Annotated in this window: 24 protein-coding genes; 11 read left to right on the forward strand and 13 right to left on the reverse strand. The window is 69.7% G+C overall.

Annotated features, from left to right (window positions below; all coding sequences use genetic code 11):
- Nucleotides 1-136: 136 nt before the first annotated feature.
- Nucleotides 137-1,288, forward strand: coding sequence for a phospholipase A (locus SLW56_RS04685; RefSeq protein WP_026143478.1), 1,152 nt, complete (start codon nt 137-139; stop codon nt 1,286-1,288).
- Between the two features lie 58 nt (nt 1,289-1,346).
- On the opposite strand, the gene SLW56_RS04690 is transcribed toward SLW56_RS04685, so the two are convergent.
- From SLW56_RS04690 to SLW56_RS04705, 4 genes are all read right to left on the reverse strand, one after another.
- Nucleotides 1,347-3,401: a TonB-dependent copper receptor gene (locus SLW56_RS04690; protein ID WP_320694411.1), complete on the reverse strand. Its 2,055-nt coding sequence runs from the start codon at nt 3,399-3,401 to the stop codon at nt 1,347-1,349.
- Nucleotides 3,402-3,436: 35 nt separating this feature from the next.
- Nucleotides 3,437-3,850, reverse strand: a complete 414-nt coding sequence (locus tag SLW56_RS04695; RefSeq protein ID WP_320694577.1) for a DUF2946 family protein — start codon at nt 3,848-3,850, stop codon at nt 3,437-3,439.
- A gap of 363 nt (nt 3,851-4,213) precedes the next feature.
- Nucleotides 4,214-4,849 (reverse strand): glutathione S-transferase family protein, encoded by a 636-nt coding sequence (locus SLW56_RS04700; RefSeq protein WP_017915531.1) that lies wholly within the window; start codon nt 4,847-4,849, stop codon nt 4,214-4,216.
- Nucleotides 4,850-4,958: 109 nt separating this feature from the next.
- Entirely contained in the window at nt 4,959-6,479 is a 1,521-nt protein-coding gene (locus SLW56_RS04705) for a fumarate hydratase (protein ID WP_152239854.1), read from the reverse strand.
- Nucleotides 6,480-6,580: 101 nt separating this feature from the next.
- Between SLW56_RS04705 and SLW56_RS04710 the strand changes: the two genes are divergently transcribed.
- From SLW56_RS04710 to SLW56_RS04720, 3 genes are all read left to right on the forward strand, one after another.
- Nucleotides 6,581-7,462 carry an RNA polymerase sigma-70 factor gene (locus SLW56_RS04710; RefSeq protein WP_320694412.1) on the forward strand — a complete coding sequence of 294 codons (882 nt, stop codon included), beginning with the start codon at nt 6,581-6,583 and terminating at the stop codon, nt 7,460-7,462.
- A gap of 84 nt (nt 7,463-7,546) precedes the next feature.
- Nucleotides 7,547-7,987, forward strand: a complete 441-nt coding sequence (locus SLW56_RS04715; protein ID WP_267085525.1) for a carboxymuconolactone decarboxylase family protein — start codon at nt 7,547-7,549, stop codon at nt 7,985-7,987.
- A 250-nt stretch (nt 7,988-8,237) separates the two neighbouring features.
- On the forward strand, nt 8,238-9,140 hold the full coding sequence (locus SLW56_RS04720) for an arginine deiminase-related protein (RefSeq protein ID WP_320694413.1): 903 nt from the start codon (nt 8,238-8,240) through the stop codon (nt 9,138-9,140).
- Between the two features lie 270 nt (nt 9,141-9,410).
- Here SLW56_RS04720 and SLW56_RS04725 read toward each other — a convergent pair whose 3' ends face one another.
- The gene (locus tag SLW56_RS04725) at nt 9,411-9,671 is read right to left on the reverse strand and encodes a hypothetical protein (protein ID WP_267085523.1); all 261 of its coding nucleotides are present in this window, start codon (nt 9,669-9,671) and stop codon (nt 9,411-9,413) included.
- A 150-nt stretch (nt 9,672-9,821) separates the two neighbouring features.
- Here SLW56_RS04725 and SLW56_RS04730 point away from each other — a divergent pair, with 150 nt between their 5' ends.
- The 3 genes from SLW56_RS04730 (at nt 9,822) to SLW56_RS04740 (ending at nt 13,013) form a co-directional block, all read left to right on the forward strand.
- Nucleotides 9,822-11,705: an ABC transporter ATP-binding protein gene (locus SLW56_RS04730; protein WP_017915536.1), complete on the forward strand. Its 1,884-nt coding sequence runs from the start codon at nt 9,822-9,824 to the stop codon at nt 11,703-11,705.
- Between the two features lie 27 nt (nt 11,706-11,732).
- Nucleotides 11,733-12,131 carry a hypothetical protein gene (locus SLW56_RS04735; protein ID WP_320694414.1) on the forward strand — a complete coding sequence of 133 codons (399 nt, stop codon included), beginning with the start codon at nt 11,733-11,735 and terminating at the stop codon, nt 12,129-12,131.
- A 102-nt stretch (nt 12,132-12,233) separates the two neighbouring features.
- Nucleotides 12,234-13,013, forward strand: coding sequence for a ferredoxin--NADP reductase (locus SLW56_RS04740; RefSeq protein WP_026143480.1), 780 nt, complete (start codon nt 12,234-12,236; stop codon nt 13,011-13,013).
- Between the two features lie 240 nt (nt 13,014-13,253).
- Here SLW56_RS04740 and SLW56_RS04745 read toward each other — a convergent pair whose 3' ends face one another.
- On the reverse strand, nt 13,254-13,745 hold the full coding sequence (locus SLW56_RS04745) for a glutathione peroxidase (RefSeq protein ID WP_295926024.1): 492 nt from the start codon (nt 13,743-13,745) through the stop codon (nt 13,254-13,256).
- Nucleotides 13,746-14,075: 330 nt separating this feature from the next.
- Between SLW56_RS04745 and SLW56_RS04750 the strand changes: the two genes are divergently transcribed.
- A complete protein-coding gene (locus tag SLW56_RS04750) occupies nt 14,076-16,262 on the forward strand; it encodes a M3 family metallopeptidase (RefSeq protein WP_320694415.1) in 2,187 nt (728 codons plus the stop codon).
- A 177-nt stretch (nt 16,263-16,439) separates the two neighbouring features.
- On the opposite strand, the gene SLW56_RS04755 is transcribed toward SLW56_RS04750, so the two are convergent.
- Both SLW56_RS04755 and SLW56_RS04760 read right to left on the reverse strand, forming a co-directional pair.
- Nucleotides 16,440-17,222, reverse strand: coding sequence for a hypothetical protein (locus tag SLW56_RS04755; RefSeq protein ID WP_320694416.1), 783 nt, complete (start codon nt 17,220-17,222; stop codon nt 16,440-16,442).
- 104 nt (nt 17,223-17,326) lie between these two features.
- Nucleotides 17,327-18,589, reverse strand: coding sequence for a S8 family serine peptidase (locus tag SLW56_RS04760; RefSeq protein ID WP_320694417.1), 1,263 nt, complete (start codon nt 18,587-18,589; stop codon nt 17,327-17,329).
- 108 nt (nt 18,590-18,697) lie between these two features.
- On the opposite strand from SLW56_RS04760, the gene SLW56_RS04765 reads away from it, so the two are divergent.
- Nucleotides 18,698-19,231 (forward strand): RNA polymerase sigma factor, encoded by a 534-nt coding sequence (locus SLW56_RS04765; protein WP_017907990.1) that lies wholly within the window; start codon nt 18,698-18,700, stop codon nt 19,229-19,231.
- The gene (locus SLW56_RS04770; RefSeq protein WP_320694418.1) at nt 19,228-20,010 is read left to right on the forward strand and encodes a hypothetical protein; all 783 of its coding nucleotides are present in this window, start codon (nt 19,228-19,230) and stop codon (nt 20,008-20,010) included. Before SLW56_RS04765 ends, SLW56_RS04770 begins: the two co-directional genes overlap by 4 nt.
- Before the next feature lie 193 nt (nt 20,011-20,203).
- On the opposite strand, the gene SLW56_RS04775 is transcribed toward SLW56_RS04770, so the two are convergent.
- The 3 genes from SLW56_RS04775 to SLW56_RS04785 form a co-directional block, all read right to left on the reverse strand.
- Nucleotides 20,204-20,737 (reverse strand): MarR family transcriptional regulator, encoded by a 534-nt coding sequence (locus SLW56_RS04775; RefSeq protein WP_148829723.1) that lies wholly within the window; start codon nt 20,735-20,737, stop codon nt 20,204-20,206.
- A 136-nt stretch (nt 20,738-20,873) separates the two neighbouring features.
- Nucleotides 20,874-21,701, reverse strand: coding sequence for a DUF3298 and DUF4163 domain-containing protein (locus tag SLW56_RS04780; protein ID WP_150410210.1), 828 nt, complete (start codon nt 21,699-21,701; stop codon nt 20,874-20,876).
- A 104-nt stretch (nt 21,702-21,805) separates the two neighbouring features.
- Entirely contained in the window at nt 21,806-22,090 is a 285-nt protein-coding gene (locus SLW56_RS04785) for a GNAT family N-acetyltransferase (RefSeq protein WP_017915076.1), read from the reverse strand.
- Between the two features lie 216 nt (nt 22,091-22,306).
- Here SLW56_RS04785 and SLW56_RS04790 point away from each other — a divergent pair, with 216 nt between their 5' ends.
- Nucleotides 22,307-22,513, forward strand: a complete 207-nt coding sequence (locus SLW56_RS04790) for a hypothetical protein (protein ID WP_017909505.1) — start codon at nt 22,307-22,309, stop codon at nt 22,511-22,513.
- A 153-nt stretch (nt 22,514-22,666) separates the two neighbouring features.
- On the opposite strand, the gene SLW56_RS04795 is transcribed toward SLW56_RS04790, so the two are convergent.
- Together SLW56_RS04795 and SLW56_RS04800 are read right to left on the reverse strand one after the other, a co-directional pair.
- Nucleotides 22,667-23,302: a rhomboid family intramembrane serine protease gene (locus SLW56_RS04795; protein WP_017912452.1), complete on the reverse strand. Its 636-nt coding sequence runs from the start codon at nt 23,300-23,302 to the stop codon at nt 22,667-22,669.
- A gap of 8 nt (nt 23,303-23,310) precedes the next feature.
- A complete protein-coding gene (locus SLW56_RS04800; RefSeq protein ID WP_320694419.1) occupies nt 23,311-24,867 on the reverse strand; it encodes an oligopeptide:H+ symporter in 1,557 nt (518 codons plus the stop codon).
- Between the last annotated feature and the right edge of the window lie 168 nt (nt 24,868-25,035).

A 25,035-nucleotide genomic window follows, 5' to 3' on the forward strand; every position in this document is an offset into this window, starting at 1 on the left:
ACGCCTGAAGCCGGCGTCGCGGCGGCAGCATGAACGTGTGATGACCCTGTTGTCGTCACTTCCTGTATTTTCCCTGCCGGCCATTCACCCCGGCAGCGCACCACCCGCCCGCGCCGCCCGTTGCAGCGAGAACCGCATGTCCCATCGTCAGGTCCGTCCCCTGTTGCTGCTGTCGATCGCGGCCGTGCCGCTTGCGCACGCGCAGGAAGTCCTGCCCACCCCCGCCTCGCCGGAAGCCTGCGTGGCGATTTCCAGCGACGCCGCCCGCCTGGCCTGCTACGACCAGGCGTTGTCGCGCCGCACCGCCGATCCGCAGGCCGCCGATGCCGCGGCAAAGGCTGCCAGCGAACGCCAGAAGCAACAGCTGGACGCCAGCGTGCCGGAAGACGCCGGCGTCGCCGAGCGCACCCGCCAGCGCGCCGCCGCGATCTTCAAGCAGGACCGCTACGACAGCACCATCGCCAATGCCGGCAAGGGCTCGCTGCTGGACAGCCGCTGGGAACTGGCCAAGGACTCCAAGCTGGGCACCTTCCAGCTGCGCGCCTACAAGCCGGTGTACCTGCTGCCGGCGTTCTGGACCAGCAAGAAGAACGAGCTGCCGTCCTCGCCGAACCCGGTCAACACGGTGACCACCGCCGAGCCGCTGGACAGCGTGGAGGCGAAGTTCCAGCTGAGCTTCAAGACCAAGATCGTGGAGAACATCTTCGGCGACAACGGCGACCTGTGGGGCGCGTATACCCAGAGCTCGCGCTGGCAGGTCTACAACGCGGAGCAGTCGCGGCCGTTCCGCGAGACCAACTACGAGCCGGAACTGATGCTGGTGTTCCGCAACAACTACAGTCTGTTCGGCTGGAAGGGACGGATGACCGGCATCCAGCTGACCCACCAGTCCAACGGCCGCAGCGATCCGCTGTCGCGCAGTTGGAACCGGGCGATGCTCAACATCGGCCTGGACCGCGACAACTGGGCGTTGGTGCTGCGGCCCTGGTACCGCATCCCGGAGAGCCGCAAGCAGGACAACAATCCGGACATCGAGGACTACATGGGCCGCGGCGACGCGACCCTGATCTACAACCGCAACGGCCACGAGGTGGCGCTGATGGCACGGCATTCGCTGCGCGGCGGCGACCGCTCGCACGGCGCGGTGCAGCTGGACTGGGGCTTCCCGATCAGCAACCTGCTGCGCGGCCATGTGCAGGTGTTCGACGGCTATGGCGAGAGCATGATCGACTACAACCACCGCGCCACCTACGTCGGCGTCGGCATCTCGCTGCTGGAATGGTTCTGATCGGCCACGGCTGAGCGGCGCACGCGACGCCCGCCTGGGCGTCGCGTGCGCCGATCGCTCAGAACCGGTAGTTGCCCTTCAACCAGAGATTGCGGCCCGGTTCGGCGATGCGCACCGGGTCGGCCGGGAAGCCGAAATCGGCGCTGCCGGCCAGGTTGAGATGTTCGCTGTAGCGGCGGTCGAACACGTTGTCGATGCCGGCGCTCAGCCGCAGCCCCTCACTGACCCGGTAGCCGCCGCCCACCCCCAGCGTGGCGAAACCGGCGCTGCGGCCGAGGTCGCGGCCGACCACGTTGCCCTGGTCCAACGCCACCCGCCCCTGCCGCGCCACCGCGCGCAGCAGCGCCCCGGCCGACCAGCGCTGCCCTTCCCACTCCAGTCGCAGCCGCGATTCCAGCGGCGGCATCTGCGGCAAGGGCGTGCCGTCGCTGCGGTTCTCGCCCCAGGCATAGGCCAGCGTGCCGCCGAGGGCCAGGCCGTGCAACGGCTGCCAATCCAGTCCCGCCTCGGCGCCGGCGATGCGCGCATCGACATTGTCGACGCGGGTGCTGGTGCCCATCATGCCGCCGTCGGCATAGGTGAAGAGGATGAAGTCCTGCACCCGCCCGGCGTAGGCGGAGACCCAACCCTGCACGGTCGCGCCGCGGTACTGCAGGCCGAGATCGAGCTGGGTGGTGCGTTCCGGGCGCAGCCCGGCGAAGGCGTTGGCCGCGCCCATCGGGCCCATGTCGGCAGAGAACAGTTCCCAGTAGTCCGGCATGCGTGCGCTGCGGCCCAGGCCGGCATACCAGACGGTGTCGGCCGAGAGGTTGCGCTCCACGCGCAGAAAACCGCTGCCCAGGTCTTCGCTGCGCGTCTGTCCGGCAGTGGGATTGGGCATGCCCATCATGCCGATGCTGCGCCGGGTGTCCTCGACCTGCGCGCGATCCAGGCGCAGGCCGGCGATCCAGCGCTGCGCCGTGCCGGCGCCGAAGGTCGCCTCGGCGAAGGCGCCAAGATTGTCGAACCGCGCGTCGGTGCGCCACGGCACGGTCCGGTATGCGCCCTCGCCGCTGGCGCTGCGGTCGCGGTGGCGGCTTTGCTGGGTGTCGACGCCGGCCTGGACCACGACCTGCTCCCAGCGCCACTCCGATTCCACGCGCCCGCCGCTGGTGCGTCGATCCACGTTGGCGGCCATCGGCATCGGCATCGCCGACTGCGGGTTGGGGCGGCGCAACGTGTAGTTGTCCATGACGTGGTCGGCGTCGTTGACGTAGGCGTTGGCGCGCAGCGCTTCCCAGGCGCCGGGCAGGTCGGTGCGCTCGAAGCGCGCGGCGTAGCTGGTGCGACGGAACTGGGTGCCGTCCATGCTGCGCCCGGCGTAGCGGGCCAGGCCGTCGCCGCTGCCGGCGGAGAGTTCCAGCACGGTGTCCGGGTCCGGAGTCCAGCCGACCGCGGCGTCGGCATTCCACTTGCGCCAGCGCGACGGCACCACTGCGCCGTCGCCATCGCGGTAGTCGCCGGACTCGGAACGGTTGGCGTCCACGCGGGCGTAACCGCTGCGGTTGCCGCCGCGCAGGTCCAGGTTCTGGTCGTTGCGGTTCCAGGACCCGACCAGCGCGCTGGCCTCGCCTTCCAGCGTCGGCGCCGCGTAATGCGGGGTGTCGCGCTCGAAGCGCACGGTGCCGGCGGAGGCGCCGGGCCCCCAGCGCACGGTCTGCGGGCCCTTGACGATGGTGAGCCGGTCGAAGGTCTCCGGCGCGATGTAGGACAAGGCGTTGTCCATCCGCGCCGGGCACGCGCCGACCAGGGTGCCGTCGTTGCTGAGCACGTTGAGCCGCGAGCCGAACATGCCGCGCAGCACCGGATCGCCGTTGGTGCCGCCATTGCGGATCGCGGCGAAGCCCGGCACGGTCTTCAGATAGTCGGCGCCGTCGCTGGCCGGCACCGGCTGCCGCGGCAGCTTCGGATCGACCGTCCAGGTCAGCGGCGCGACCGGCGCGGTGGCGGTCACCTGCATCCGGTCGAGGGTGGTGGCATCGGGCGCCTCGGCATGGCCGGAAGCGGGAAACAGACTGACAAGAATGCAGCACGACAACGCCGCCCGCGCGGGCGACGGCAGGAACTGAGGCATGAGGTGAACTCCAGAAAAGAACGGCGCCGGCGCGCCTAGCGCACCGGAAACAGGAGAGCGCTCTGGAGATTCGGTGGCGGCCCGCGTGCGCCGTGCGCACGCCAGCGCACAGCAGCGTGGATACGGTGGCGCAATGGCGCCGCGGTTGCAGGCGCGGGCAGCGCAGCGGCCAGCAGCAGGACGATCGCCAGCCATGGCAGCAGCCGTGCGGCGAGCAGGCAGTAGTCGCAGGCGGCATGTGCCGGGCCATGGTCGCGCTGTGCGCCCGACACCTCGTGGTGATCGGCGTGGATCGCGTGCGCGGCGCCGTGTTCCGGTGGCAGTTCCGGCATCGCCTGCAACCCGGCCGTCGTGCACATCGGCACCGACAGGCTTGCGGTCTCCAGCAGGCGGCTGGCCACCGGCGCGACCACCAGCAACAGCGCGGCCAGCAAGGCGGGCCAGCGCATCAGGCGGCGCAGTCGGGCGGGAGCACGGAGGGCGGACACCGCATCATTCTAGGCGGCCGCGTCGGCAGCGGGTCGGCCGCAGTGGCGGGTGCGACAAGATGACGCAGGAGGGGGCGCCGCTGGCTACTCAGCGACGCGCGATGCTTCCGTACGGGTGAGCGCAAACCACGTGAACGGTCAGCGCACGTGCTTGTGAATCAGCGCTTTGCTGGTTCGGCGCTCATGTCGAAGACCAGAAAAAACGGACCAGCAGAGTTTCAACGAACTCATCTTCGTTGTCCGGGGAAGCTGCCGGAACCCCGACAGCCCACGCCACACGACGTAGCCGCCGTTGCTTCCGGATCCGCGCTTCCGCTCCGCTGCTCACGCCCAATCGGTAATGCCTTCCCGCCGATAGGTTTCGTGGAACGCCGGGCGCGCCTTCATGCGCTCGGCCAGCGCCTTGAGCGCCGGCCAGCTGTCGGTGGGCCGCGGCATGTTGCGCGACCAGCGCATCAGCATGACCAGCACGAAGTCGGCGGCGCTGCAGTGCTCGCCGAGCAGATACGGGCCGCCCTGCTCCAGGTGGGTCGCCACCTCGTCCCAGGCCTTTTCCAGGAACGCGCGGGCACTGGCGCGCACGCGCTCGGCATTGTCGGCACCGGCCGGTTCGTCGGGATAGAACCAGTCGCGGTAGGCCGGCATCAGGGTGTAGGCGCCGAACAGCATCCAGCGGTAATAGGCCGCGCGTTCATGGGTGCCGGGCGGCGGCGCCAGGCCGGCGTGCGGATAGAGGTCGGCCAGGTGCATGGCGATGGCGACCGATTCGGTCAGCACCTGCCCGTCCAGCACCAGCGTCGGTACCCGCCCCTGCGGGTTGAGCGCCAGGTACTCGGGGCTCTTCTGCTCCTGGCGCTCGAAATCGAGCATGCGCAGTTCGAAATCGACCTGCAGTTCGATCAGCAACCAGTGCACGACGAACGAGGCGGTACTGGGCGAGCCGTAAAGCACGATGGACACGACGCTTTCCCCGGAGGCGGAACCAGCGCCGATTATTGCCGCGGCGCCGGCGCACCGCCAGCGCCGCGCGGAACGCCGGCGACTTCGTCGGCGTCCGCGCTGCGGCCGATCAGGCCTCGACCACCACCGGGATCTTGCCGATGCGCGCCTGCCACTCGCGCGGGCCGGTCTTGTGCACCGACTCGCCGCTGGCATCGACCGCCACGGTCACCGGCATGTCCTTGACCTCGAACTCGTAGATCGCCTCCATGCCCAGGTCTTCGAACGCCAGCACCTTGCTGGCCTTGATCGCCTTGGACACCAGGTAGGCTGAGCCGCCGACCGCCATCAGGTACACCGCCTTGTTGTCGCGGATCGCGGCGATCGCCGCATCGCCGCGCTCGGACTTGCCGACCATGCCCAGCAGGCCGGTCTGCTCCAGCATCTGCCGCGTGAACTTGTCCATGCGCGTGGCGGTGGTGGGACCGGCCGGGCCGACCACTTCGTCGCGCACCGGATCGACCGGGCCGACGTAGTAGATGAAGCGGTTGGTGAAGTCCACCGGCAGCGTCTCGCCGCGGTTGAGCATGTCGATCATGCGCTTGTGCGCGGCGTCGCGGCCGGTGAGCAGCTTGCCGTTGAGCAGGATCGTCTCGCCCGGCTTGAAGCTGGCCACTTCCTCGCGGGTGATGGTGTCCAGGTTCACCCGGCGCGCATTGGTCGGGTTGTAGGTCAGCTTGGGCCAGTCTTCCAGCGATGGCGGCTCCAGCATCACCGCGCCGCTGCCGTCCAGGGTGAAGTGCGCATGGCGGGTCGCCGCGCAATTGGGGATCAGCGCCACCGGCAGGTTGGCGGCGTGGGTCGGATAGTCCTTGACCTTGATGTCCAGCACCGTGGTCAGGCCGCCCAGGCCCTGCGCGCCGATGCCCAGCGCGTTGACCTTCTCGTACAGTTCCAGGCGCAGCTCCTCGGCACGGTTGGACGCGCCGCGGGCCTGCAGGTCGACGATGTCGATCGGCTCCATCAGCGCTTCCTTGGCCAGCAGCATCGCCTTCTCGGCGGTGCCGCCGATGCCGATGCCGAGCATGCCCGGCGGGCACCAGCCGGCACCCATGGTCGGCACGGTCTTGAGCACCCAGTCGACAATGGAGTCGGAGGGATTGAGCATGGCGAACTTGCTCTTGGCCTCCGAGCCGCCGCCCTTGGCCGCGACGATGACGTCGACGGTGTCGCCAGGGACGACCTTCACGTTGACCACCGCCGGGGTGTTGTCCTTGGTGTTCTGGCGCTTGCCGGCCGGGTCGGCCAGCACCGAGGCGCGCAGCTTGTTGTCCGGATGGTTGTAGGCGCGGCGCACGCCCTCGTTGACCATGTCTTCCACGCCCATGGTGGCGTCGTCCCAGCGCACGTTCATGCCGATCTCGAGGAACACGGTGACGATGCCGGTGTCCTGGCAGATCGGCCGGTGGCCCTCGGCGCACATGCGCGAATTGATCAGGATCTGCGCGATGGCGTCCTTGGCCGCCGGCGACTGCTCGCGCTCGTAGGCCGCGGACAGATTCTTGATGTAGTCGACCGGATGGTAGTAGCTGATGTACTGCAGCGCGTCGGCGACGGACTGGATGAGGTCTTCCTGCTTGATCGAGGTCACGGCTGGCTCTGCGGCTGGCGGGGGGAAACCCGCCCATTTTAGGGCAAAGTGGCGGCCCCGCCCGCTGTCACGCCGGCACGCCCTGTTCCGTCCTGGTCATCATGACCCACGATCCGACCTTCGAATCCCACCGCCCCCGGCTGTTCGGCCTGGCCTACCGCCTGCTCGGCAGCCGCGCCGACGCCGAGGACATCGTGCAGGACGCCTGGCTGCGCTGGCAGGCCAGCGACCGCGGCACGATCCGCGACCCCGAAGCCTGGCTGGTGACCGCCACCACCCGGCTCGGCCTGGACCGCCTGCGCGCGGCGCGCAGCGCCCGCGTCCACTACGTCGGGCCGTGGCTGCCCGAGCCGCTGGAGATCGCCGACGACGCCGACCCGGCCGAGCGCCACGACCGCGCCGAGCAGGTGTCGCTGGCGTTCCTGGCATTGCTGGAGCGGCTGAACCCGCACGAGCGCGCGGCGTTCCTGTTGAAGGAAGCGTTCGACTACGACTACGCGCAGATCGGCCGCACCCTGGAGCGCAGCGAGGCCGGCTGCCGGCAACTGGTGCACCGGGCGCGCGAACGGCTCGGCCAGGGTCAGGCCCGCTTCGCGGTCACGCCCGAACGTCACCGCCAGTTGCTGGAGCGCTTCCTGCACGCCTCGCAACGCGGCGACCGCGCCGCCATCGTCGCCTTGCTGCATGCCGACGCGCAGTTGCGCTCCGACGGCGGCGGCAACGTCACCGCCAGCCTGCGCCCGCTGCACGGCGCCGAGCGCATCGGCCGGCTGTACTGGGCCGTGGCGCGGCGCGGCCTGGGCCTGCAGGCGCGGATCGGCACGGTCAACGGCGAACCGGCGATCCTGCGCTTCCTGGGGCCGCGGCTGCAGTCGGCGACGCTGGTGGTGATCGACGGCGAGCGCATCGCCGAAGTGCTAACGCTGATGAACCCGGACAAGTTGCCGGCGCCGACGGCGCGACCTGCAGCCAGCCGTGACTGACCTGCGCCGGCGCTGTCACGCCGCGACGCACCGCCGCGTCCTGGAGGGGAAGGCGGCCATGCTGGCCGCCATGCGCGACCCACCATGCACTTCCATCGCATCGACTACACCCGCCACGAACCCGACGCATTCCGCGCCCTGCTCAGCGCCAGCCAGCAGGTCCACGACGGCACGCTCGGCAGTGCCCTCACCGAACTGGTGTTCCTGCGCGTCTCCCAGCTCAACGGCTGCGCCTACTGCATCGACATGCATGCCACCGCCCTGCGCAGGGCGAGCACCGAACCGCGCAAGCTCGACACCCTCGCCGCCTGGCGCGACAGCCGCTTCTTCGACGCCCGCGAGCGCGCCGCGCTGGACTGGGCCGAAGCGCTGACCACGCTGCCTGCCGGCGCGCCGCCGCAGGCGGTGTACGACGCACTGACGGCGCAGTTCGACCCGGCCGGAATCAGCGCGCTGACCATGGCCGTGGCCCTGATCAATGCCTGGAACCGGCTGAGCGTGGGGCTGCAGCCGGCGCTGCCGTAAGGGTGCTGCGCGTCGGGATTGGGGATTCGGAGGCAGGATCGCGCAACCGGCGGGATGCATAGCGCTTCCGAATCCCGAGTGCTGGCAGCTGGACGTACGGCCTACACGCCAACGCCAGGCAGCCCCCCAGCGCGCGCGGCTCTGCTTGCACGAATCCCCAATCCCGCTGGCGTACGCCACCAGTCCACCGACATGTCCCCGCAACACGCCGCCGCTAGCGTGGCGCGCATCCCAGACGTGGAGCGCGCGCATGATCGAGAACGCCCTTGCTGTCGGCCTGGCCGACGAGACCGACCTGGCCCTCGCCTCCCCCGAACCGCAGTCCCGCGCCAGCGCCAGCTACCGCCATCGCCTGCTGATGTGCGCGCCGCAGCACTTCGCGGTGGACTACGTGATCAATCCGTGGATGGAAGGCAACGTCCACGCCGCCAGCCGCGAGCGCGCGCAGGCGCAGTGGAACGCGCTGGTGGCAGCTGCCGAGGCGGCAGGCGCCCGCGTCGACTGCATCGCTGCCGCGCCGGGCCTGCCGGACATGGTGTTCAGCGCCAACGCCGGCCTGGTGCTCGGCGACCGTTTCGTGCCCAGCCGCTTCCGCCACGCCGAACGCCGTGGCGAGGAAGCCTTGTTCGCCGCCTGGTGCCGCCAGGCCGGCCTGCGCATCTGCGAACTGCCCGAGCAGGTGTATTTCGAAGGCGCCGGCGATGCGCTGCTGGACCGCGGCGCACGCCGGCTGTGGATGGGCCACGGCCACCGCAGCGACCTGGCCGCCGCGCACGAGCTGACCGACCTGCTGGACATCGAGGTGGTGCCGCTGCGCCTGGTCGACGCGCGCTTCTACCACCTGGACACCTGCTTCTGCCCGCTGCGCGACGGCTACCTGCTGTACTACCCGGCCGCCTTCGACGCCGACGCGCAACAGGCGATCGCGCAGCACATCCCGGCCTCGCGGCGCATCGTCGTGGGCGAGGCCGATGCCCTCGCCTTCGCCTGCAATGCGGTGGACCTGGACGACACCCTGCTGCTCAACCGCGCCTCGTCCGAACTGTGCGCCGCACTGGCCGCGATCGGCTACCGCGTGGTGCAGACCCCGCTGGACGAATTCCTCAAGGCCGGCGGCGCCGCCAAGTGCCTGACGCTGCGGCTGGACGAGTAAGCCGAAAGAGGCTCCCGCCAGACGCCTCCATCAGCCCCTCTCCCCCCGGGAGAGGGGTTGGGGTGAGGGTACGGCCGCCATGGAACGCCTGGCGGTAGCAAGCATTTTCGAGGCTTCGCCCGTACCCTCATCCGCCCCTTCGGGGCACCTTCTCCCGCAGGGAGAAGGGACGCGCTCGCCCGTCTCCCCGGGAGAGAGGTTGGGGTGAGGGTGCGACACGCCGCATGACACAGCCGTCGCGCCGGGCTGCCCACGCCGCTACGAACCCCATCAGCACAGACCAAGGACCGCATTGAGCACCTCGCGCCAGAGCTGATCGAGGTCGATGCCACCACGACCGCCGAACAAGCGGAACAGGCTGTAGCCGATCGCGAAGACCGCATACGACAGCGTCAACACCACCATGGTCGCCTCGCCCCACCGCAGCAGCGCGGCGGCGACCAGGACGAAAACCGCGCAACCGACCAGTTCGCGCCACGACGGCAGGTGCGCACGCAGGCGGGCGACGGCAAGCGCAACGGGATCGGACATCGCAGGAGCCTCGGCTGGACGTCGACGAGGCTACCCCACGCCCCCGCCCTCAGAATGCGCGCGCCAGTCACCCGGGTCAGCCCCGGTGCAGCCTGCGTCCCGGCGCAGCCCACACTCCCCGCGCACACCCTGCCCCGGCACAATGCGCCGATGGCCTCCACCTCCCCCTCCCATGGCGGCGCCCGCGCCGCGCCCCGCACCGGTCCGAGCCTGCGCGAGCGCTTCGACGCGATGCGCAACCTGCCGCCGTTCCTGCGCCAGATCTGGCAGACCAGCCGCTGGCTGACCCTCAGCAGCATCGGCCTGCGCGTGATCCGCGCGCTGCTGCCGGTGGCCGCGCTGTACGTCGGCAAGCTGATCATCGACGAGGCCATCCACCTGGTTGGGCAATCGCCCGGGTTCGACACGCTGGGCCAGGCCCTGGCCAGCGGCCGCCTGAACCGGCTGCTGGAACTGCTGGGCCTGGAGCTGGCGCTGGCGATCGCCTCGGACCTGCTCGGGCGGCTGGTCAGCTATGCCGACACGCTGCTGTCGGAGCTGTTCAACAACACCACCAGCGTGCAGTTGATGGAGCACGCCGCGCAGCTGGACCTGGAGGATTTCGAGGATCCGGAGCAGCAGGACCGGCTGGACCGCGCGCGGCGCCAGACCATGGGCCGCATGAACCTGATGAGCCAGTTGTTCGGCCAGGTGCAGGACGCGATCACCGTGGTCAGCTTCGCGGTCGGCCTGCTGGTCTACGCGCCGTGGCTCATCGCCCTGCTGGCGGTGGCGCTGGTGCCGGCCTTCATCGGCGAGGCGCACTTCAACGCGCTGGGCTACTCGCTCAACTTCCAGTGGACGGCCGAACGCCGCCAGCTCGACTACCTGCGCCAGCTCGGCGCCAGCGTCGAGACCGCCAAGGAAGTGAAGATCTTCAACCTGCACAACTTCCTGATCGCGCGCTACCGCGCCCTGGCCGACCGCTACTTCCAGGCCAACCGCGCGCTGGCGCGCAAGCGCATGCTGTGGGGCACGCTGCTGGCGGCGCTGGGTACGCTGGGCTACTACGGCGCCTACGGCTACATCGCCTGGCGCACCGTGCGCGGCGACTTCAGCATCGGCGACCTGACCTTCCTGGCCGGCAGCTTCCTGCGCCTGCGGCAGTTGCTGGAAGGCCTGCTGATCGGCTTCTCGCAGGTGGCCGGGCAGGCGCTGTACCTGGACGATCTGTACTCGTTCTTCCGCATCGTCCCGGAGATCCGCACCCGCCCGGGCGCGGTACCGGTGCCGCGGCCGATCGTGCAGGGCTTCGTGTTCGAGAACGTCGGCTTTCGCTACCCGGACGCCGAACAGTGGGCGGTGCGGCACCTGGACTTCGCCCTGCGCGCCGGCGAAGTGCTGGCCCTGGTCGGCGAGAACGGCGCCGGCAAGACCACCCTGGTCAAGCTGCTGGCGCGGCTGTACGACCCGGACGAGGGCCGCATCCTGCTCGACGGGCGCGACCTGCGCGACTACGACCTGGACGACCTGCGCGCCAACCTCGGGGTGATCTTCCAGGACTTCGTGCGCTACCACTTCAGCGCGGGCGAGAACATCGGCGTCGGCCAGGTCGACGCGCTGGACGACGCGCCACGGATCCGTGCCGCCGCGCAGCGGGCGATGGCCGCCGAGCTGATCGACGGCCTGCCGCAGGGCTACGCGCAGGTGATCGGGCGCCGCTTCAAGACCGGCGTGGACCTGTCCGGCGGCCAGTGGCAGAAGATCGCCATCGCCCGCGCCTACATGCGCGACGCGCAGGTGATGATCCTCGACGAACCGACCGCCGCGCTGGACGCGCGCAGCGAGTTCGAGGTGTTCCAGCGCTTCAAGGAGCTGTCCGACAACCGCACCGCGGTGCTGATCTCGCACCGCTTCTCCAGCGTGCGCATGGCCGACCGCATCCTGGTCCTGGCCGACGGCCGGATCGAAGCCAGCGGCACCCACGACGAACTCATGGCGCAGGGCGGCCGCTACGCGGAACTGTTCGAACTGCAGGCCGCTGGGTATCGTTGAGCCTGGTCCGCCCCTTCCGACACCGCCATGCTCCGCACCCTGCCCTGCCTGTTCGCCGCCGCCCTCGCCGTCCCGGCGCTCGCCGCTCCCGCCGCCGACACGCCGGCACCGTCCGACTACGCCGCGGCCAAGGCCCTGGCCGACCGCGACGAGGCCGGCCTGCCGGCGTCCATGCAGGAACGCCTGCAGACCCTGCAACGCGCGGCGCTGGACGAGGGCGTGGCCAGCTGCGCCACGCCGCGCCCGGACACCTCGCCGTTCACCGTGGTCGTGCAGGTGCAGGCCGACGGCAGCGTCGGCGCCAGCTGGCGCAATGGCACCACCCCACTGGCCCTGTGTCTGGAGCGTTTCCTGCGCCAGCGCCCGCTGCTGGCGCCGCCGCGGGCGCCGCTGTACCTGTCCTACGAGGTTTCGTTCGAGAAGTGAGCCGGATCGCCGTGATCGGCCCACCCCCAAATGAGATTTGATCTCATTTGAACCGGCATGGGGTAGAATGATCGCCGTTCCTTCCCCATCACGATCAACGGCATGTCTTCCGCTTTTGGCCCCGAAACGGTGCTCGATGTCCGCCACTGGACCGAGGACTACTTCAGCTTCACCACCACCCGCAACGACGGCTTCCGTTTCGACAACGGCCAGTTCGTGATGATCGGCCTGGAGACGGAGACGCGGCCGCTGCTGCGTGCCTATTCCATCGCCAGCGCCAACTGGGAAGAGCAGCTGGAGTTCTTCAGCATCAAGGTGCCGGACGGCCCGCTGACCTCGCGTCTGCAGCACATCAAGCCCGGCGATTCGGTGCTGGTCGGCAAGAAGCCCACCGGCACCCTGCTGATCAGCGACCTGCATCCGGGCCGTCACCTGTACCTGCTGGGCACCGGCACCGGCCTGGCGCCGTGGCTGTCGGTGATCAAGGACCCGGAGACCTACGAGCGCTTCGACAAAGTGATCCTCACCCACGGCGTGCGCTTCGAGAAGGACCTGGCCTACCGCGACTATTTCGAGAAGGAACTGCCGCAGCACGAGTTCCTCGGCGAGACCATCCGCGAGAAGCTGCTGTACTACCCGGCGGTGACCCGCGAGGACTTCCGCAATCGCGGCCGCCTCACCGAGTTGCTCGAGAGCGGCGAAATGCAGCGCACCCTCGGCCTGCCGCCGCTGAACCCGGAACACGACCGCGCGATGATCTGCGGCAGCCCGCAGATGCTGGCCGACCTGCGCCATACCCTGGACGCCCGCGGCTTCGTCGCCTCGCCGCGCATCGGCTCGCCGGGGCATTACGTGTTCGAGCGCGCCTTCGTCGAGAAGTGACGGCGCTGCGCGTCTCCGACCATAGGAGCGGCTTCAGCCGCGACGGGCGTTCCCGGTAAAGCATCGCGGCTGAAGCCGCTCCTGCCGGATAAGCGACACGGCGGCAGGTCAAAGCGAAATAGTGGGGAGTATTTTGTGGGAGGGACTTCAGTCCCGACGCTTTTCAGCTAAACGCGTCGGGACTGAAGTCCCTCCCACAAGAGCACTACCCCAGCAGCTTGGATTCCCCAGGTTGCCTACTCACCCCAGCGCCCGCTCGATATCGGCAGCCAGCGCTTCCGGCTTGTCGGTCGGCGCATAACGCGCCAGCACCTGGCCATCGCGGCCGACCAGGAACTTGCTGAAATTCCACTTGATCGCAGCGATGCCGAGCAGCCCGGATTTTTGCTGCTTGAGCCAGCGCCACAGCGGATGCGCGCCATCGCCGTTGACCTGCACCTTGGCGAACATCGGGAAATCGACGTCGTAACTGAGCGAACAGAACTGACGGATCTCCGCGGCATCGCCCGGCTCCTGATGGCCGAACTGGTCGCAGGGAAAGCCCAGCACCACTAGCCCGCGTTCGCGGTAGCGCTGCCACAGCGCCTGCAGCCCGGCGTACTGCGGGGTGAAGCCGCACTTGGAGGCGACGTTGACGATCAACAGCACCTTGCCGGCGTACTCGGCGAGCGGCTGCTCCTGCCCGTCCAGGGTGGTCGCGGTAAAGGCATAGGCGGTGGTCGGCGTGTCCATGGATCCTCGTGGTGCGGCGCGCCGCAGCGGCGCTGTGTCGAGGCGATGCTACGCGGTGGCCGCAGGCGTCGCCAGCGGGCCGCAGCCGATGCGCGAGGCCGCGTCGCAGACGTCCGCGCGAACCAGCAATACACCGCCAGCGCACCACCGAGGCGTGACTGCACCGGCACAGCCACGCCGAAGAGCGCACTGCATCAAGGTTCACGCCAAATGCCGCAAAGCCTTGCGAAACAAGCGTCGATGCTGCAGCGCTCCCATGGCTTTCGTCACGGGTCACGCCTGCCGGCCTGGGGTAGCCTGCCCGATCACCATGATTGCGGATACCGCTTGATGACCTCTCGCCTCGCCCTTGCCCTCGCCGCCACGCTCGGACTCGCCATGCCCGCCTACGCCGCTCCGGCCACCACGCCCACCGCCGCCACGGCGGCCACGCAGGCCAACCCGTTCTTCGCCGAAAGCCCGCTGCCGCTGCATTACCCGCAGTTCGACAAGATCAAGGACAGCGATTTCGCGCCCGCGTTCGACGCCGGCATGGCGCAGCAGTTGAAGGAAATGCAGGCCATCGCCGATCAGACCGCCAAACCGACCTTCGACAACACCATCGTGGCGATGGAGAAGAGCGGGCAGGTCTTGGACCGCGCCACCACCGTGTTCTTCAACCTGGTCGGCGCCGACACCAACGACACCCGCAAGAAGCTGCAGGCAGAGTACGCCGGCAAGCTGGCCGCGCACCGCGACGCGATCGCGCTCAATCCCAAGCTGTTCGCGCGCATCCAGACGCTGTACGACACCCGCAACCAGCTCGGCCTGGACGCGGAGGGCGTGCGCCTGATCGAGAAGTACCACAGCGACTTCGTCCGCGACGGCGCCAAGCTCAACGACGCCGACAAGGCCAAGCTCAAGGCGATGAACGCCGAACTGGCCGAACTGGGCACCAAGTTCAGCCAGAACGTGCTGGCCGAAGTGAACGCCGCCGCGGTGGTGGTGGACGACGTCAAGCAGCTCGACGGCCTGTCCGACGCGCAGATCGCCGCGGCCGCCGAAGCGGCCAAGGCGCGCAAGCTCGACGGCAAGTACGTGATCGCCCTGCTCAACACCACCGGCCAGCCGCCGTTGGCCCAGCTCAAGGATCGCGCCCTGCGGCAGAAGATCTACGAAGCCTCGGTGTCGCGCGGCAGCCACGGCGGCCCGTACGACAACACCGCGCTGGTGTCGCGGATCATGACCCTGCGCGCCGACCGCGCCAAGCTGCTCGGCTATCCGAACCACGCCGCCTATTCGCTGGAAACCCAGACCGCCAAGACCCCCGAAGCGGTCAACGCGATGCTCGGCAAACTGGCCCCGGCCGCGGTGGCCAACGCCAAGCGCGAGGCCGCCGACCTGCAGGCGATGATCGACCAGGAGCAGAAGGCCGCCGGCAAGCCCAGCTTCAAGCTCGAGGCCTGGGACTGGGCCTACTACACCGAGAAGGTGCGCCAGGCCAAGTACGACTTCGACGAGTCCCAGCTCAAGCCCTACTTCGAACTGAAGAACGTGCTGGAAAACGGCGTGTTCTACGCCGCCAACCAGGAGTACGGGCTGACCTTCAAGCAGCGCACCGACCTGCCGACCTACCGCGACGACGTGCTGGTCTACGACGTGTTCGACGCCGACGGCAGCCAGTTGGCGATCTTCATCGCCGACATGTACGCGCGCGAATCCAAGCGTGGTGGCGCCTGGATGAGCTCCTACGTGTCGCAGTCGGCGCTGACCGGCGACAAGCCGGTGGTCGCCAACCACCTCAACATCCCCAAGCCGCCGGCCGGCCAGCCGACCCTGCTGACCTGGGACGAGGTCACCACCGCGTTCCACGAATTCGGCCACGCGCTGCACGGCATGTTCTCGAACGTGAAGTACCCCTACTTCGCCGGCACCAGCGTGCCGCGCGACTTCGTCGAGTTCCCCTCGCAGGTCAACGAGATGTGGGCCGACGATCCGGCCATCCTCAAGCACTACGCCAAGCACTACCAGAGCGGCGCGCCGATGCCGCAGGCGTTGTTGGACAAGGTGGTGGCCACCGCCAAGTTCAACCAGGGCTTCGCCACCACCGAGTACCTGGGCGCGGCCATGCTCGACCAGCGTTGGCATCAGCTCAGCCCCGGCCAGGTGCCGCCGGCCTCGGGCGTGATGGACTTCGAGGCCAAGGCGCTGGCGGCCGACGGCATCGCCTACCCGCCGGTGCCGCCGCGCTACCGTACGCCGTACTTCAGCCACATCATGGGCGGCTACGCGGCCGGCTACTACGCCTACATCTGGTCCGAGGTGCTGGATGCCAACACCCAGCAATGGTTCAAGCAGCACGGCGGGCTGAGCCGCGCCAACGGCGACCGCTTCCGCAAGACCCTGCTCTCGCGCGGCGGCAGCGTCGATGCGATGCAGTTGTTCCAGGACTTCGCCGGGCACGCGCCACAGATCGAGCCCTTGCTGGAGAAGCGCGGCCTCAACGCCGCGCCGGCGGCGACGCCGAGCTCACGCTGAGGCGCACCTCGGCACGGCCCCGGCCGTGCCGCGACGTCGCGACGACGTCGTTGGGACGCTCCCACGACCAACCCGCATGACGCGAAACGCACGACGCCCGGCTCAGCCGGGCGTCGTTTTTTTCAGCCTGACATCGCGATGGCGACGCGCGGTACGTCGCGCGTGGCCGTCCGCGGCTTACTGGCCGTCGCCGGAGGCGTTGATGCTGGCACCCAGCGAGGCATTGCCGCCGGCCTGGCCCTGCGCCTGACCGCTACCGGCCTGCGCACCGCCCTGGCCGCCCGCACCCGCCTGGCCCGACACCGACCCGCCATGCGTGCCCGCGCTGTGCGAGGCGCTGCCGCTGGCCGCACCGTTGGCACTGCCGCTGCCGGACAGCGCCGGCACCGTCGGCAAGCTGCCGCCGCTGGCGGCGCCGTTGCCGTTGCCGTTACCGGCCGCACGCGACGCAGCACCGTTACCGGTCACGCCATTGACTGCACCGGCGGCATTGCCGGCGGTCGACAGCGCCGCAGTGGGATTGGCCGCGCTGGTCGTCGCGCCGAGCGCGCCGTCGGCCTGGCCCGTCGCACTGGCGGCCGCGCTGCGTGCCGCCGCACTGCCACTGGCGGCGGCATTGCCGGCCAGCGTGCGGCCCTGGTTCACCGCAGCGCCGGCGGTTTGCGCCGCACCGTCCGCGGTGGCCGCGCCACGCGCCGTCGCCCGCTGCGCCGCCATCCGCGCACGCTGCGACGACTGCTCGATGCCACTACGCGCGGCATCCAGCGGCACTCCGGCGTCCAGGCGGCCGGCGCCCATGCCGTTGCCGCCGAGGCTGCCGCCGCCCAGGCCGCCCATGGTGCCGTTGACCGCACCGCCCACGCTGCCCGCACCGCCCAGCAACTGCGCGCCGGCCACGCCCGGGGTCAGCGCCACCGACGCCACCAGCACCGCGCTCGCCAACAGAGTCTTGCCGTTCATCGCATTCTCCTCGTGTCGCCGCAGGCCATCTGCGGCTCTCATGTCTCCCTACGAGTCGAGCGACGCGGAACATCCCGTGCAGGCGGGACGCAGACAGAATGCGTTCAGCCGCCCGGCGCGCGCTGCAGCGCCAGGTCCGCACCGAGCAGGCCGGCGCCGTACACCGGATCGGCGCCGGGCGCACCGAGATCGCGCGCCTGCGCCTGCAACTGCATGCGCAGCTGCGCGGCCGCCTGCGGGTTCGGCTGCGACAGTGCCTGCGCCGCCAGCCGCGCCACCAGCGGCGCCGCGAAGGAGGTGCCGCGCTGCGTCTGCCAGCGGCCCTGCGGCGCGGCGGCGATCAATTCGCCGACTGCGGCGAAGGCCACCTGCGGCCCACGCCCCGCCTCCGGCAAGACCCGCCCACGCGCATCCACCGCGGTGACGCCAATCACGCCGGGATAGGCCGCCGGATACAGCGGCGGTGCCGCCGGGCCGTCGTTGCCCACCGCCGCGACCAGCACGTGGCCGCGCGCGAGCATGCGCTGCACGGCGAGTTGCAGCGCGCGGTTGGGACCGCCGATCAGGCTGATGTTGATCACCGGCACCTGCTGCTGCGCCATCCATGCCAGTGCCCCGACCAGCTCGACGACGGTGCCGCCATCGGCCTGGCCGCAATAGATGTCGGCCGCATACAGGGTGCGCGCGAACGGTCCGTGCGCCACCGCGCGTCCGGCCAGCAGCGAGGCGACGGCGGTGCCATGCGGCTGCGCACGCACCTGCCCGTCGCAGCCCCAGGTCTGCACCTGCACGCCGGCCAGCGCCGGATGCGTGGCGTCCACGCCACTGTCGATCAGGCCGACCACGAATCCGCCCGTCGCGGCGCCAGCGGCTGCCGGAGCGGCGGACGCGCCGGCTGGCGCTGCCGCCGCCGATCCGCTGTAGACGTGGTTGTAGTCGTACTCGCCCTGCGGATCGCGCTCGCGCAGTTGCTGCAGGGCGCGGCGCGTGGACAGGCCCGACGGCACCTGCAGCACCACCAGGCGCAGGCCGAATTCGCCGAAGCTGCGCTGCTCCAATACGGTGAAGCCGGCCGCCTGCGCCGCCTGCAGCGCGGCCGGCTCCGGTTCCAGCGCCACCACCTGCCCGCGCATGACCACCGCGCCGCCCTCGTCGCGCTCCAGCCCGCGCGGATCGCTGCGCAGCAGCGCCTGCAGGCGTTTCAGCCGCAGCCGTTCGAGATCGCCGCGCGCATCCTGCAGCGATTCTCCCAACCGATTCATGCCGCCCTGCATGCCCTGGGTGACGTCCTGTACCAGCCCGCCCGCCGACGGCAACGCCAGCTGCGCCAACGCCGGTGTCGCCACAGCCAGCCATGCCACGGCCATCCAGCGCATTCGCCTGCCCGTCGCCATGTCCCGCTCCGTTGTCCGCCCCTGTTGGCGTGCCACACTAATCCTGCCATCCCGACACGCGGTGAACGCCGCGCCGCGCCCATGGAAGAAAACCCCTCCGCCGAACGTATCACCGACATGCACGCCGATCCCACGGCCGCCGTCGGCGACGGCATCTGTACCCTGCTGCCGCAGTTGCGGCGCTTCGCGCGTGCCGTCGCCGGCCATCGCGAGGACGCCGACGACCTGCTGCAGATCGCGATCGAGCGCGCGCTGCGCCGCGCCGGGCAATGGCGGCCGGAGACGCCGCTGCAGTACTGGCTGTACGGCATCATCCGCCACGCCTGGATCGACGAGGTGCGGGCGCAGCGGCGACGGCGGCAGGTGTTCGTCGATGCCGCCGAGGGCGAACACGTCGGCGACACGCCGCTGGAGCGGCAGCAGGACTGGATGGCGGTGCAGGCCGCGATGGCCGGCCTGCCCGAGGAACAACGCCTGGCGATCGCACTGGTGCTGATCGAAGGCCTGTCCTACAAGGATGCCGCGGCGGTGCTGGAGATTCCGCTCGGCACACTCACCAGCCGGCTCGCGCGTGGGCGCGAAGCCCTGCAGGCGTCACTGGAGGCGACCGCATGAACACTACGATCGACGCACTCACGCTGCAGGCCTACGCCGACGGCGAACTGGATGCGGCGCAGGCCGCCCAGGTGGAAGCGGCGTTGCGCAGCGACCCGCAGCTGGCGCAGGCGCTGGAGCGGCTGCGCAGCCTGCAGGCGCGGTTGCGCGCCGGCTTCGCCCCGGTGCTGGACGAAGCGGTGCCCGCACGCCTGCTCGCCGCCGCGCGGGCACGGCCGACCGGCGCGCCCGGCAAGGACGCCGCTGTCGCCGCGCTGCCGCCCTCGCCCATCCATGCGACGGCGCAGGCAAGCCGACCGACGCCGCTGCGGCCGCGTGCGCGGCGCCGCTGGGCGCTGCCGGCGGCCTTGGCGGCGGCGCTGTTGCTGGGGCTGTGGATCGCGCAGCGGCAATTGCCGCAGGACGATGCGCACGGCCCGACGGTCGCGGCGGCCCAAGGGAGCGTCGCCGAGGGCGCGCTGGCGCAGGCGCTGACGCAGCAGTTGTCCGGCCAGTCCCAGGGAAGCGTGCGCATCGGCCTGAGCTTCCGCGATCGCGACGGCCATTACTGCCGCACCTTCGCCATGCCGCGCGCCAGCGCCGGCCTGGCCTGCCAGCGCGACGGCGCATGGCGGGTGGAATTGCTGGTGCCCGCCGGCGAAAACAACGACGGCGGCGGCATGCGCATGGCCGCCAGCACGATGCCGGCCGCGGTGCTGCAGGCGGTGGATGCGCGCATCGCCGGCGAGGCGCTGGATGCCGACGGCGAACAGCGCGCGCGCGCACGCGGCTGGCGCTAGGAACAGGCCGATGTCCTGCCTGCTTTGGGATGGGCAACGCGCCTAGAACACCTCCGAAGCACACCGGAACGCGTCCGGCAGGAGCGGCTTCAGCCGCGACGCGCGTTTCCGACAAGCCGGTCGCGGCTGAAGCCACTCCTGCAGCACATCGATTCACGCTCGATGCCGCGGACGCACCTTCTTCGAGGTGCCCTCAGGGCAGCGCTGCCTGCGTCTTCGACTCGGTGGCAGCGTCGAGGCCGTCGATGCCGGCCAGCATCTTCTTCAGCAGTCTCTCCAGTTGCTGCTGCTCGCCGGCATCCAGCGCCGCGGTTTCCGTCTCCAGGAACGCACACACGTCCGGCAGCAAACGTTCGATCAGGGCGATGCCGGCCGGCTGCAGGGTCAGCGCAACCTTGCGCCGGTCTTCCGGACTGGCCGTGCGCGACAGCAGCCCCTTGCTGCACAGGCTGTCGGTGAGACGGGTGATGTTGGCCGGCTTCTCGCTGGCGGCCTCGGCCACCTCAGTAGGGGTGATGCACTGCTCGGGCGTGCCGTACAGCATCATCAGGATCTCGTACTCCGGCGGGCTGATGCCGTACGCCTTGAGCACGCCGCTGGCGTTGGCATGCACGCGCTTGTACAGGTGCTTGACCAGCCGGACCAGGACGGCGGGCTCGCGCGGGAAGGCCGGATAGCGCGCGCAGGTGTGCGCCACGCGCCGCTCGGTCTGATCGAAACTGCCCATAAGAAATCGATTGCAAGTGGGGTAGCCGCCAATGCTACCCATTGCGCATCGTTCCGACGAGGGCACGCGTTGCGTTCCCGCATGCTGTCGACGCGGTGCACCGCACGCCGACGCGCGCTGGCGCGCCGGCCACCGCTCAGGCGGCGAACAGCGGCGCGTATTCCGGTGCCACCAGCTCGCGCAGCACGCTGGCCGGCACGTCCACCGTCTGCGTGCCATCGGCGTACGGCCCCACCTGGTACGGCGGAAACACGAAACGCAAGGCGGTGATCTTGCCCGCCGCGTCGACCAACGGCTGGAACTGGCTGAAGTTGCCGGGCTGCGGCTCGGTGCCTTCGGCGATCATCTTGCTGGCGCTGCGCACCTGCTCGTCCTGGTCCTCCGGCGGCACCTGTTCGGCATCCACCCGCGTCTGCACCGCCTGGCGCAGCTGCGCGGCAACGTAGCCGGCCACCTGCTTCCAGTGCGACGCATCCGGGATCAGTGTCTCGGCGGTGAGCATGCGCTGCTGCTGCGGCAGCCACACCCAACGCGCCACCAGCGGTTCGCCGTGCGCACCGCCGGTGTAGCGGCTGCCGTCGGCGCTCAGCGCGACCAGGTCCGGACGCTCCAGCAGCATCTCGAACTGCAGCGAGAGTTCGTAGGGCGCGCGCGGGCGATCGTTGCCCAGCCCGTCGACCGCTTCCATCAGCTCGCTGCGCGCGCTCTGCGCGTAGCGGTTGGCCGCCTCGGCCAGTCCGGGGTAGCGGTTGATCGACGGCGGAAAAGTGATGCCGACCACATAGCTGGGGCTGTGTTCGACGATGTCCTTCAGTTCCGGCGGTGTGGTCTGCGCCGGCTCCGGCGCCGCGGAAGCCTCGCTTTGTGCCGGTGCCGCGGCGGGCGCCGGTACGGCGGCCGGTTCCTCGCGTTTGCAGCCGGCCAGTGCCAGCGCCGCGGCGACCGCCAGTGCCGTCCATGCCATCCGCCCGTTGCCCATCGTCTCTGCCCTGCTCACGTCGACTGCCCCTGTTCCTGCAATGCCTGTAAAAGTGGCGCGCATTATCGCGCCGTTGCGGTGCCCGATGCTCAATCGAGCAGCGCGGCGTATTGCGGATGCCGCTGGATGAACACGGCCGCGTACGAACACGCCGGCACCACCTTCCAGCCTTGTGCCTGCGCATGGTCCAGCGCGGCGGCGACCAGTTGCGCCGCCAGCCCGCGCCCGCCGATCGGGCCAGGCACCCCGGTGTGGGTGATGACCATGCGCCCCTGCTCCAGCACGTAGTCGAGTTCGGCGCGGTGGCCGTCGACCTGCAGGCTGAAGCGGTGCTGCTGCGGATCGTGCGCGATCGGGACGTTCGGTACGGACATGGGAAGTGGAATGTGTCGCGGAGCAGGCAGTGTCCGCTGCGGCTTGCCGCGGCGATGTGAAACACCTGCCCCAGGGCGTCACGCCGCCGACGCGGCGCGTCAGCCGTACGCCGCTCAAGTCGTGCCGCGCGCGGCCGATACCGCCAGGACAGGCCGAAAACCTGGCATGGGAGTTGCACCTCCCATCACGCAGCGATCCAACAGGGAACCACGCGCATGAGCGAGACCGAGAGCAAATACGACCAGGGCGACCACAACGCCTCCTTGCTGGAAGGGCTATTCCAACTGTCGGTCAGCGGCGACCACCAGGGCGGCGAGTTCCAGCAGCTCGACGACGAGGTCTACCAGCGCCTCAAGCGCACCTACGAGAACGCCGCCATCGGCAGCGCCAAGGTGCAGTTGCGCGGGCAGCAGACCCGCTGAACACAGAGGGCGGCCTGACGGACCGCCACCTGCCCCATGCGCGATGCGTGCCCACGACCGCATCGGCGCCACGGCGCATACCCAGCGCAGCGAATGAGAGATGTGCCGATCGCGCGGCGCCGCACGCCCGTGCGGACGCCACCGCGTCGCGGATCAGCCGCGCCCGAAGCGCGGGTTCGCCAGCTCGCCCAAAAAGTGCTGCAGCACCGACGGCTCCATGATCAGCAGGAACATGACGCCGAACGCCGCACCGGCCAGGTGCGCGCTGTGGTTGACGTTGTCGCCGCCGCGGCGGTCCATCCAGATGCTGTAGCCAACATAGAACACGGCATACAGGATCGCCGGGATCGGAATCGGGATGAAGAAGAAGAAGATCCCGGTCCACGGCGCCATCAGGATGAAGGCGAACAGCACCGCCGACACCGCGCCGGAGGCGCCCAGGCTCATGTAGTTGGGGTTCTTCTGGTTCTTCAGGTAGCTGGGCAGGATCGAGACCACCAACGCCGACAGGTAGAACAGCGGATACACCAGCATGTTGCCGGTCAGCCGCTCCATCAGCACCTCGATCGGGCCGCCGAAGAAGTACAGCGTGACCATGTTGAACAGCAGGTGCGGGAAATCGGCATGAATGAAGCCGTAGGTCACCAGCCGGTCGTACTGCTTGTGGCGGTCGATCGCCGGCGGCCACAGGATCAGCCGGTCGAGCAGCCGGCGGTTGTTGAACGCCGCCCACGACACCAGCACGGTGAGGACGATCAGGATCAGATTGACGGGGGTGACGGAGGGCATGCGGGGTCTCAGGCGGGGCGGTAGTGGTCGACCATGCGGTAGCGGCGCGCGTACAGCCCGAACAGCAGTGCGGCGACGAACGCGAAGGCAGCGAAGAAGAACATCAGGAACGCGGTCTCGCTGAGCCCGGTGCTGCCGATGTGCGCGGTGACGCGGTCGTTGCGCACCGCCGCGTTGGACAGCAGCACCCACAGGTTGCCGACCGTGGTGGTGAGGTTCCAGAAACTCATCACCACGCCCTTCATCGACTGCGGCGCCTGGCTGTAGGCGAATTCCAGGCCGGTCGCCGAGACCAGCACTTCGCCGAAGGTCAGCAGCGCGTACGGCAGGATCTGCCAGGCGATGGACAGGGCGTCGCCGCCGTCCATCATCACCTGCAGCGTGCCGACCACGATCCAGGCCAGGCCGCTGAAGGCGATGCCGGCGGTCATCCGCCGCAGCGCGGTCGGCTCGTAGCCGCGGAGGCGCAGCAGCGGATACAGCACCAGGTTGTTGAACGGGATCAGCAGCATCACCAGCGCCGGATTCAGCGCCTGCATCTGCGAGGCGCTGAACCACGCCGGCATCTGCATCTGCTGGCCCTGCAGCACCCAGGTCGAGGCCTTCTGGTCGAACAGCGAGAAGAACGGGGTGACCAGCGCGAACACCACCAGCACCCGTAGCACCGCGCGCACGCCGTCCACCGCCGCATCCGGATGCAGCGCGCGGGCGCGCTCCAGTTGCCACCAGGTGCCGCCGCCGATGCCGGCCAGCAGCAACACCAGCGCCAGGCACAGGCAGATCACCAGGCCCAGGGTCGGCACGAGGGCGAACGTCGCCAGCGCCAGCAGCACCGCCACGCCGGCCAGGGCCAGGCCGGGACGCCCCTGCCCCGGCGCCTGCCGCAGCAGCGCGGTGCGCACCACCTGAGCGAAACCGTGCGGATCCTTGGGCGGCAGCGGCACGCGCACGTAGCGGTGACGCCCGGCCCAGAACACCAGGGTCGCCACCAGCATCAGGATGCCGGGGATGCCGAACGCCCACGCCGGCCCCAGGTTCTTCAGCGCCAGCGGGATCAACAGCGAGGCGAACAGCGAGCCGAAGTTGATGATCCAGTAGAAGGCGTCGAACACAACCTTCGCCAGGTGCTTGTTGCCCTGGTCGAACTGATCGCCCATGAACGAGGCCACTAGCGGCTTGATCCCGCCCGCGCCCAGCGCGATCAGGCCCAGGCCGAGGAAGAAGCCGTTGCGATGGCCCTCGAACAGCGCCAGGCACAGGTGGCCCACACAGTAGATCAGGCTGAACCAGAGGATGGTGCTGTACTTGCCGAAGAAGCGGTCGGCCAGCCAGCCGCCGAGCAGCGGGAAGAAGTACACGCCGATCATGAAGCTGTGCATGATGTGCTTGGCTTCGGCCTCGCGGCCGGGCGCCGTCACTTCCTGCAGCAGTAGCGAGGTGATCAGGAACTGCACCAGGATGTTGCGCATCCCGTAGAAGCTGAAGCGCTCGCAGGCCTCGTTGCCGATGATGTACGGAATCTGCCGCGGCATGCGCGCGGCGGTGCGCTCCTGCGCCGCGCTCATGCGGCGTGTCTCGTGGTGGCTTGGCTGCTCACGGGCCCTCGTCCAGGCAAAATTTTCAGAAGGTTACCCGATCGTTCCGGCGAATCGAACCGCTAGGACACGCCCTAGGTGCTTTCGCAATCGGCGCGCTGCCCGCATCATGGGGGCCTGTCCCGAGACGGTGCCGAG

The organism is Xanthomonas sp. LF07-6 (assembly GCF_034105445.1).
Classification (GTDB): domain Bacteria; phylum Pseudomonadota; class Gammaproteobacteria; order Xanthomonadales; family Xanthomonadaceae; genus Xanthomonas_A; species Xanthomonas_A sontii.

Coding starts and splice junctions, on each gene's coding strand:
- SLW56_RS04685 (WP_026143478.1), top strand. CDS start 137: ATGTCCCATCGTCAGGTCCGTCCCCTGTTGCTGCTGTCGATCGCGGCC.
- SLW56_RS04690 (WP_320694411.1), bottom strand. CDS start 3,401: ATGCCTCAGTTCCTGCCGTCGCCCGCGCGGGCGGCGTTGTCGTGCTGC.
- SLW56_RS04695 (WP_320694577.1), bottom strand. CDS start 3,850: ATGCGCTGGCCCGCCTTGCTGGCCGCGCTGTTGCTGGTGGTCGCGCCG.
- SLW56_RS04710 (WP_320694412.1), top strand. CDS start 6,581: ATGACCCACGATCCGACCTTCGAATCCCACCGCCCCCGGCTGTTCGGC.
- SLW56_RS04715 (WP_267085525.1), top strand. CDS start 7,547: ATGCACTTCCATCGCATCGACTACACCCGCCACGAACCCGACGCATTC.
- SLW56_RS04720 (WP_320694413.1), top strand. CDS start 8,238: ATGATCGAGAACGCCCTTGCTGTCGGCCTGGCCGACGAGACCGACCTG.
- SLW56_RS04725 (WP_267085523.1), bottom strand. CDS start 9,671: ATGTCCGATCCCGTTGCGCTTGCCGTCGCCCGCCTGCGTGCGCACCTG.
- SLW56_RS04730 (WP_017915536.1), top strand. CDS start 9,822: ATGGCCTCCACCTCCCCCTCCCATGGCGGCGCCCGCGCCGCGCCCCGC.
- SLW56_RS04735 (WP_320694414.1), top strand. CDS start 11,733: ATGCTCCGCACCCTGCCCTGCCTGTTCGCCGCCGCCCTCGCCGTCCCG.
- SLW56_RS04740 (WP_026143480.1), top strand. CDS start 12,234: ATGTCTTCCGCTTTTGGCCCCGAAACGGTGCTCGATGTCCGCCACTGG.
- SLW56_RS04745 (WP_295926024.1), bottom strand. CDS start 13,745: ATGGACACGCCGACCACCGCCTATGCCTTTACCGCGACCACCCTGGAC.
- SLW56_RS04750 (WP_320694415.1), top strand. CDS start 14,076: ATGACCTCTCGCCTCGCCCTTGCCCTCGCCGCCACGCTCGGACTCGCC.
- SLW56_RS04755 (WP_320694416.1), bottom strand. CDS start 17,222: ATGAACGGCAAGACTCTGTTGGCGAGCGCGGTGCTGGTGGCGTCGGTG.
- SLW56_RS04760 (WP_320694417.1), bottom strand. CDS start 18,589: ATGGCCGTGGCATGGCTGGCTGTGGCGACACCGGCGTTGGCGCAGCTG.
- SLW56_RS04765 (WP_017907990.1), top strand. CDS start 18,698: ATGGAAGAAAACCCCTCCGCCGAACGTATCACCGACATGCACGCCGAT.
- SLW56_RS04770 (WP_320694418.1), top strand. CDS start 19,228: ATGAACACTACGATCGACGCACTCACGCTGCAGGCCTACGCCGACGGC.
- SLW56_RS04775 (WP_148829723.1), bottom strand. CDS start 20,737: ATGGGCAGTTTCGATCAGACCGAGCGGCGCGTGGCGCACACCTGCGCG.
- SLW56_RS04780 (WP_150410210.1), bottom strand. CDS start 21,701: ATGGCATGGACGGCACTGGCGGTCGCCGCGGCGCTGGCACTGGCCGGC.
- SLW56_RS04785 (WP_017915076.1), bottom strand. CDS start 22,090: ATGTCCGTACCGAACGTCCCGATCGCGCACGATCCGCAGCAGCACCGC.
- SLW56_RS04790 (WP_017909505.1), top strand. CDS start 22,307: ATGAGCGAGACCGAGAGCAAATACGACCAGGGCGACCACAACGCCTCC.
- SLW56_RS04795 (WP_017912452.1), bottom strand. CDS start 23,302: ATGCCCTCCGTCACCCCCGTCAATCTGATCCTGATCGTCCTCACCGTG.
- SLW56_RS04800 (WP_320694419.1), bottom strand. CDS start 24,867: ATGAGCGCGGCGCAGGAGCGCACCGCCGCGCGCATGCCGCGGCAGATT.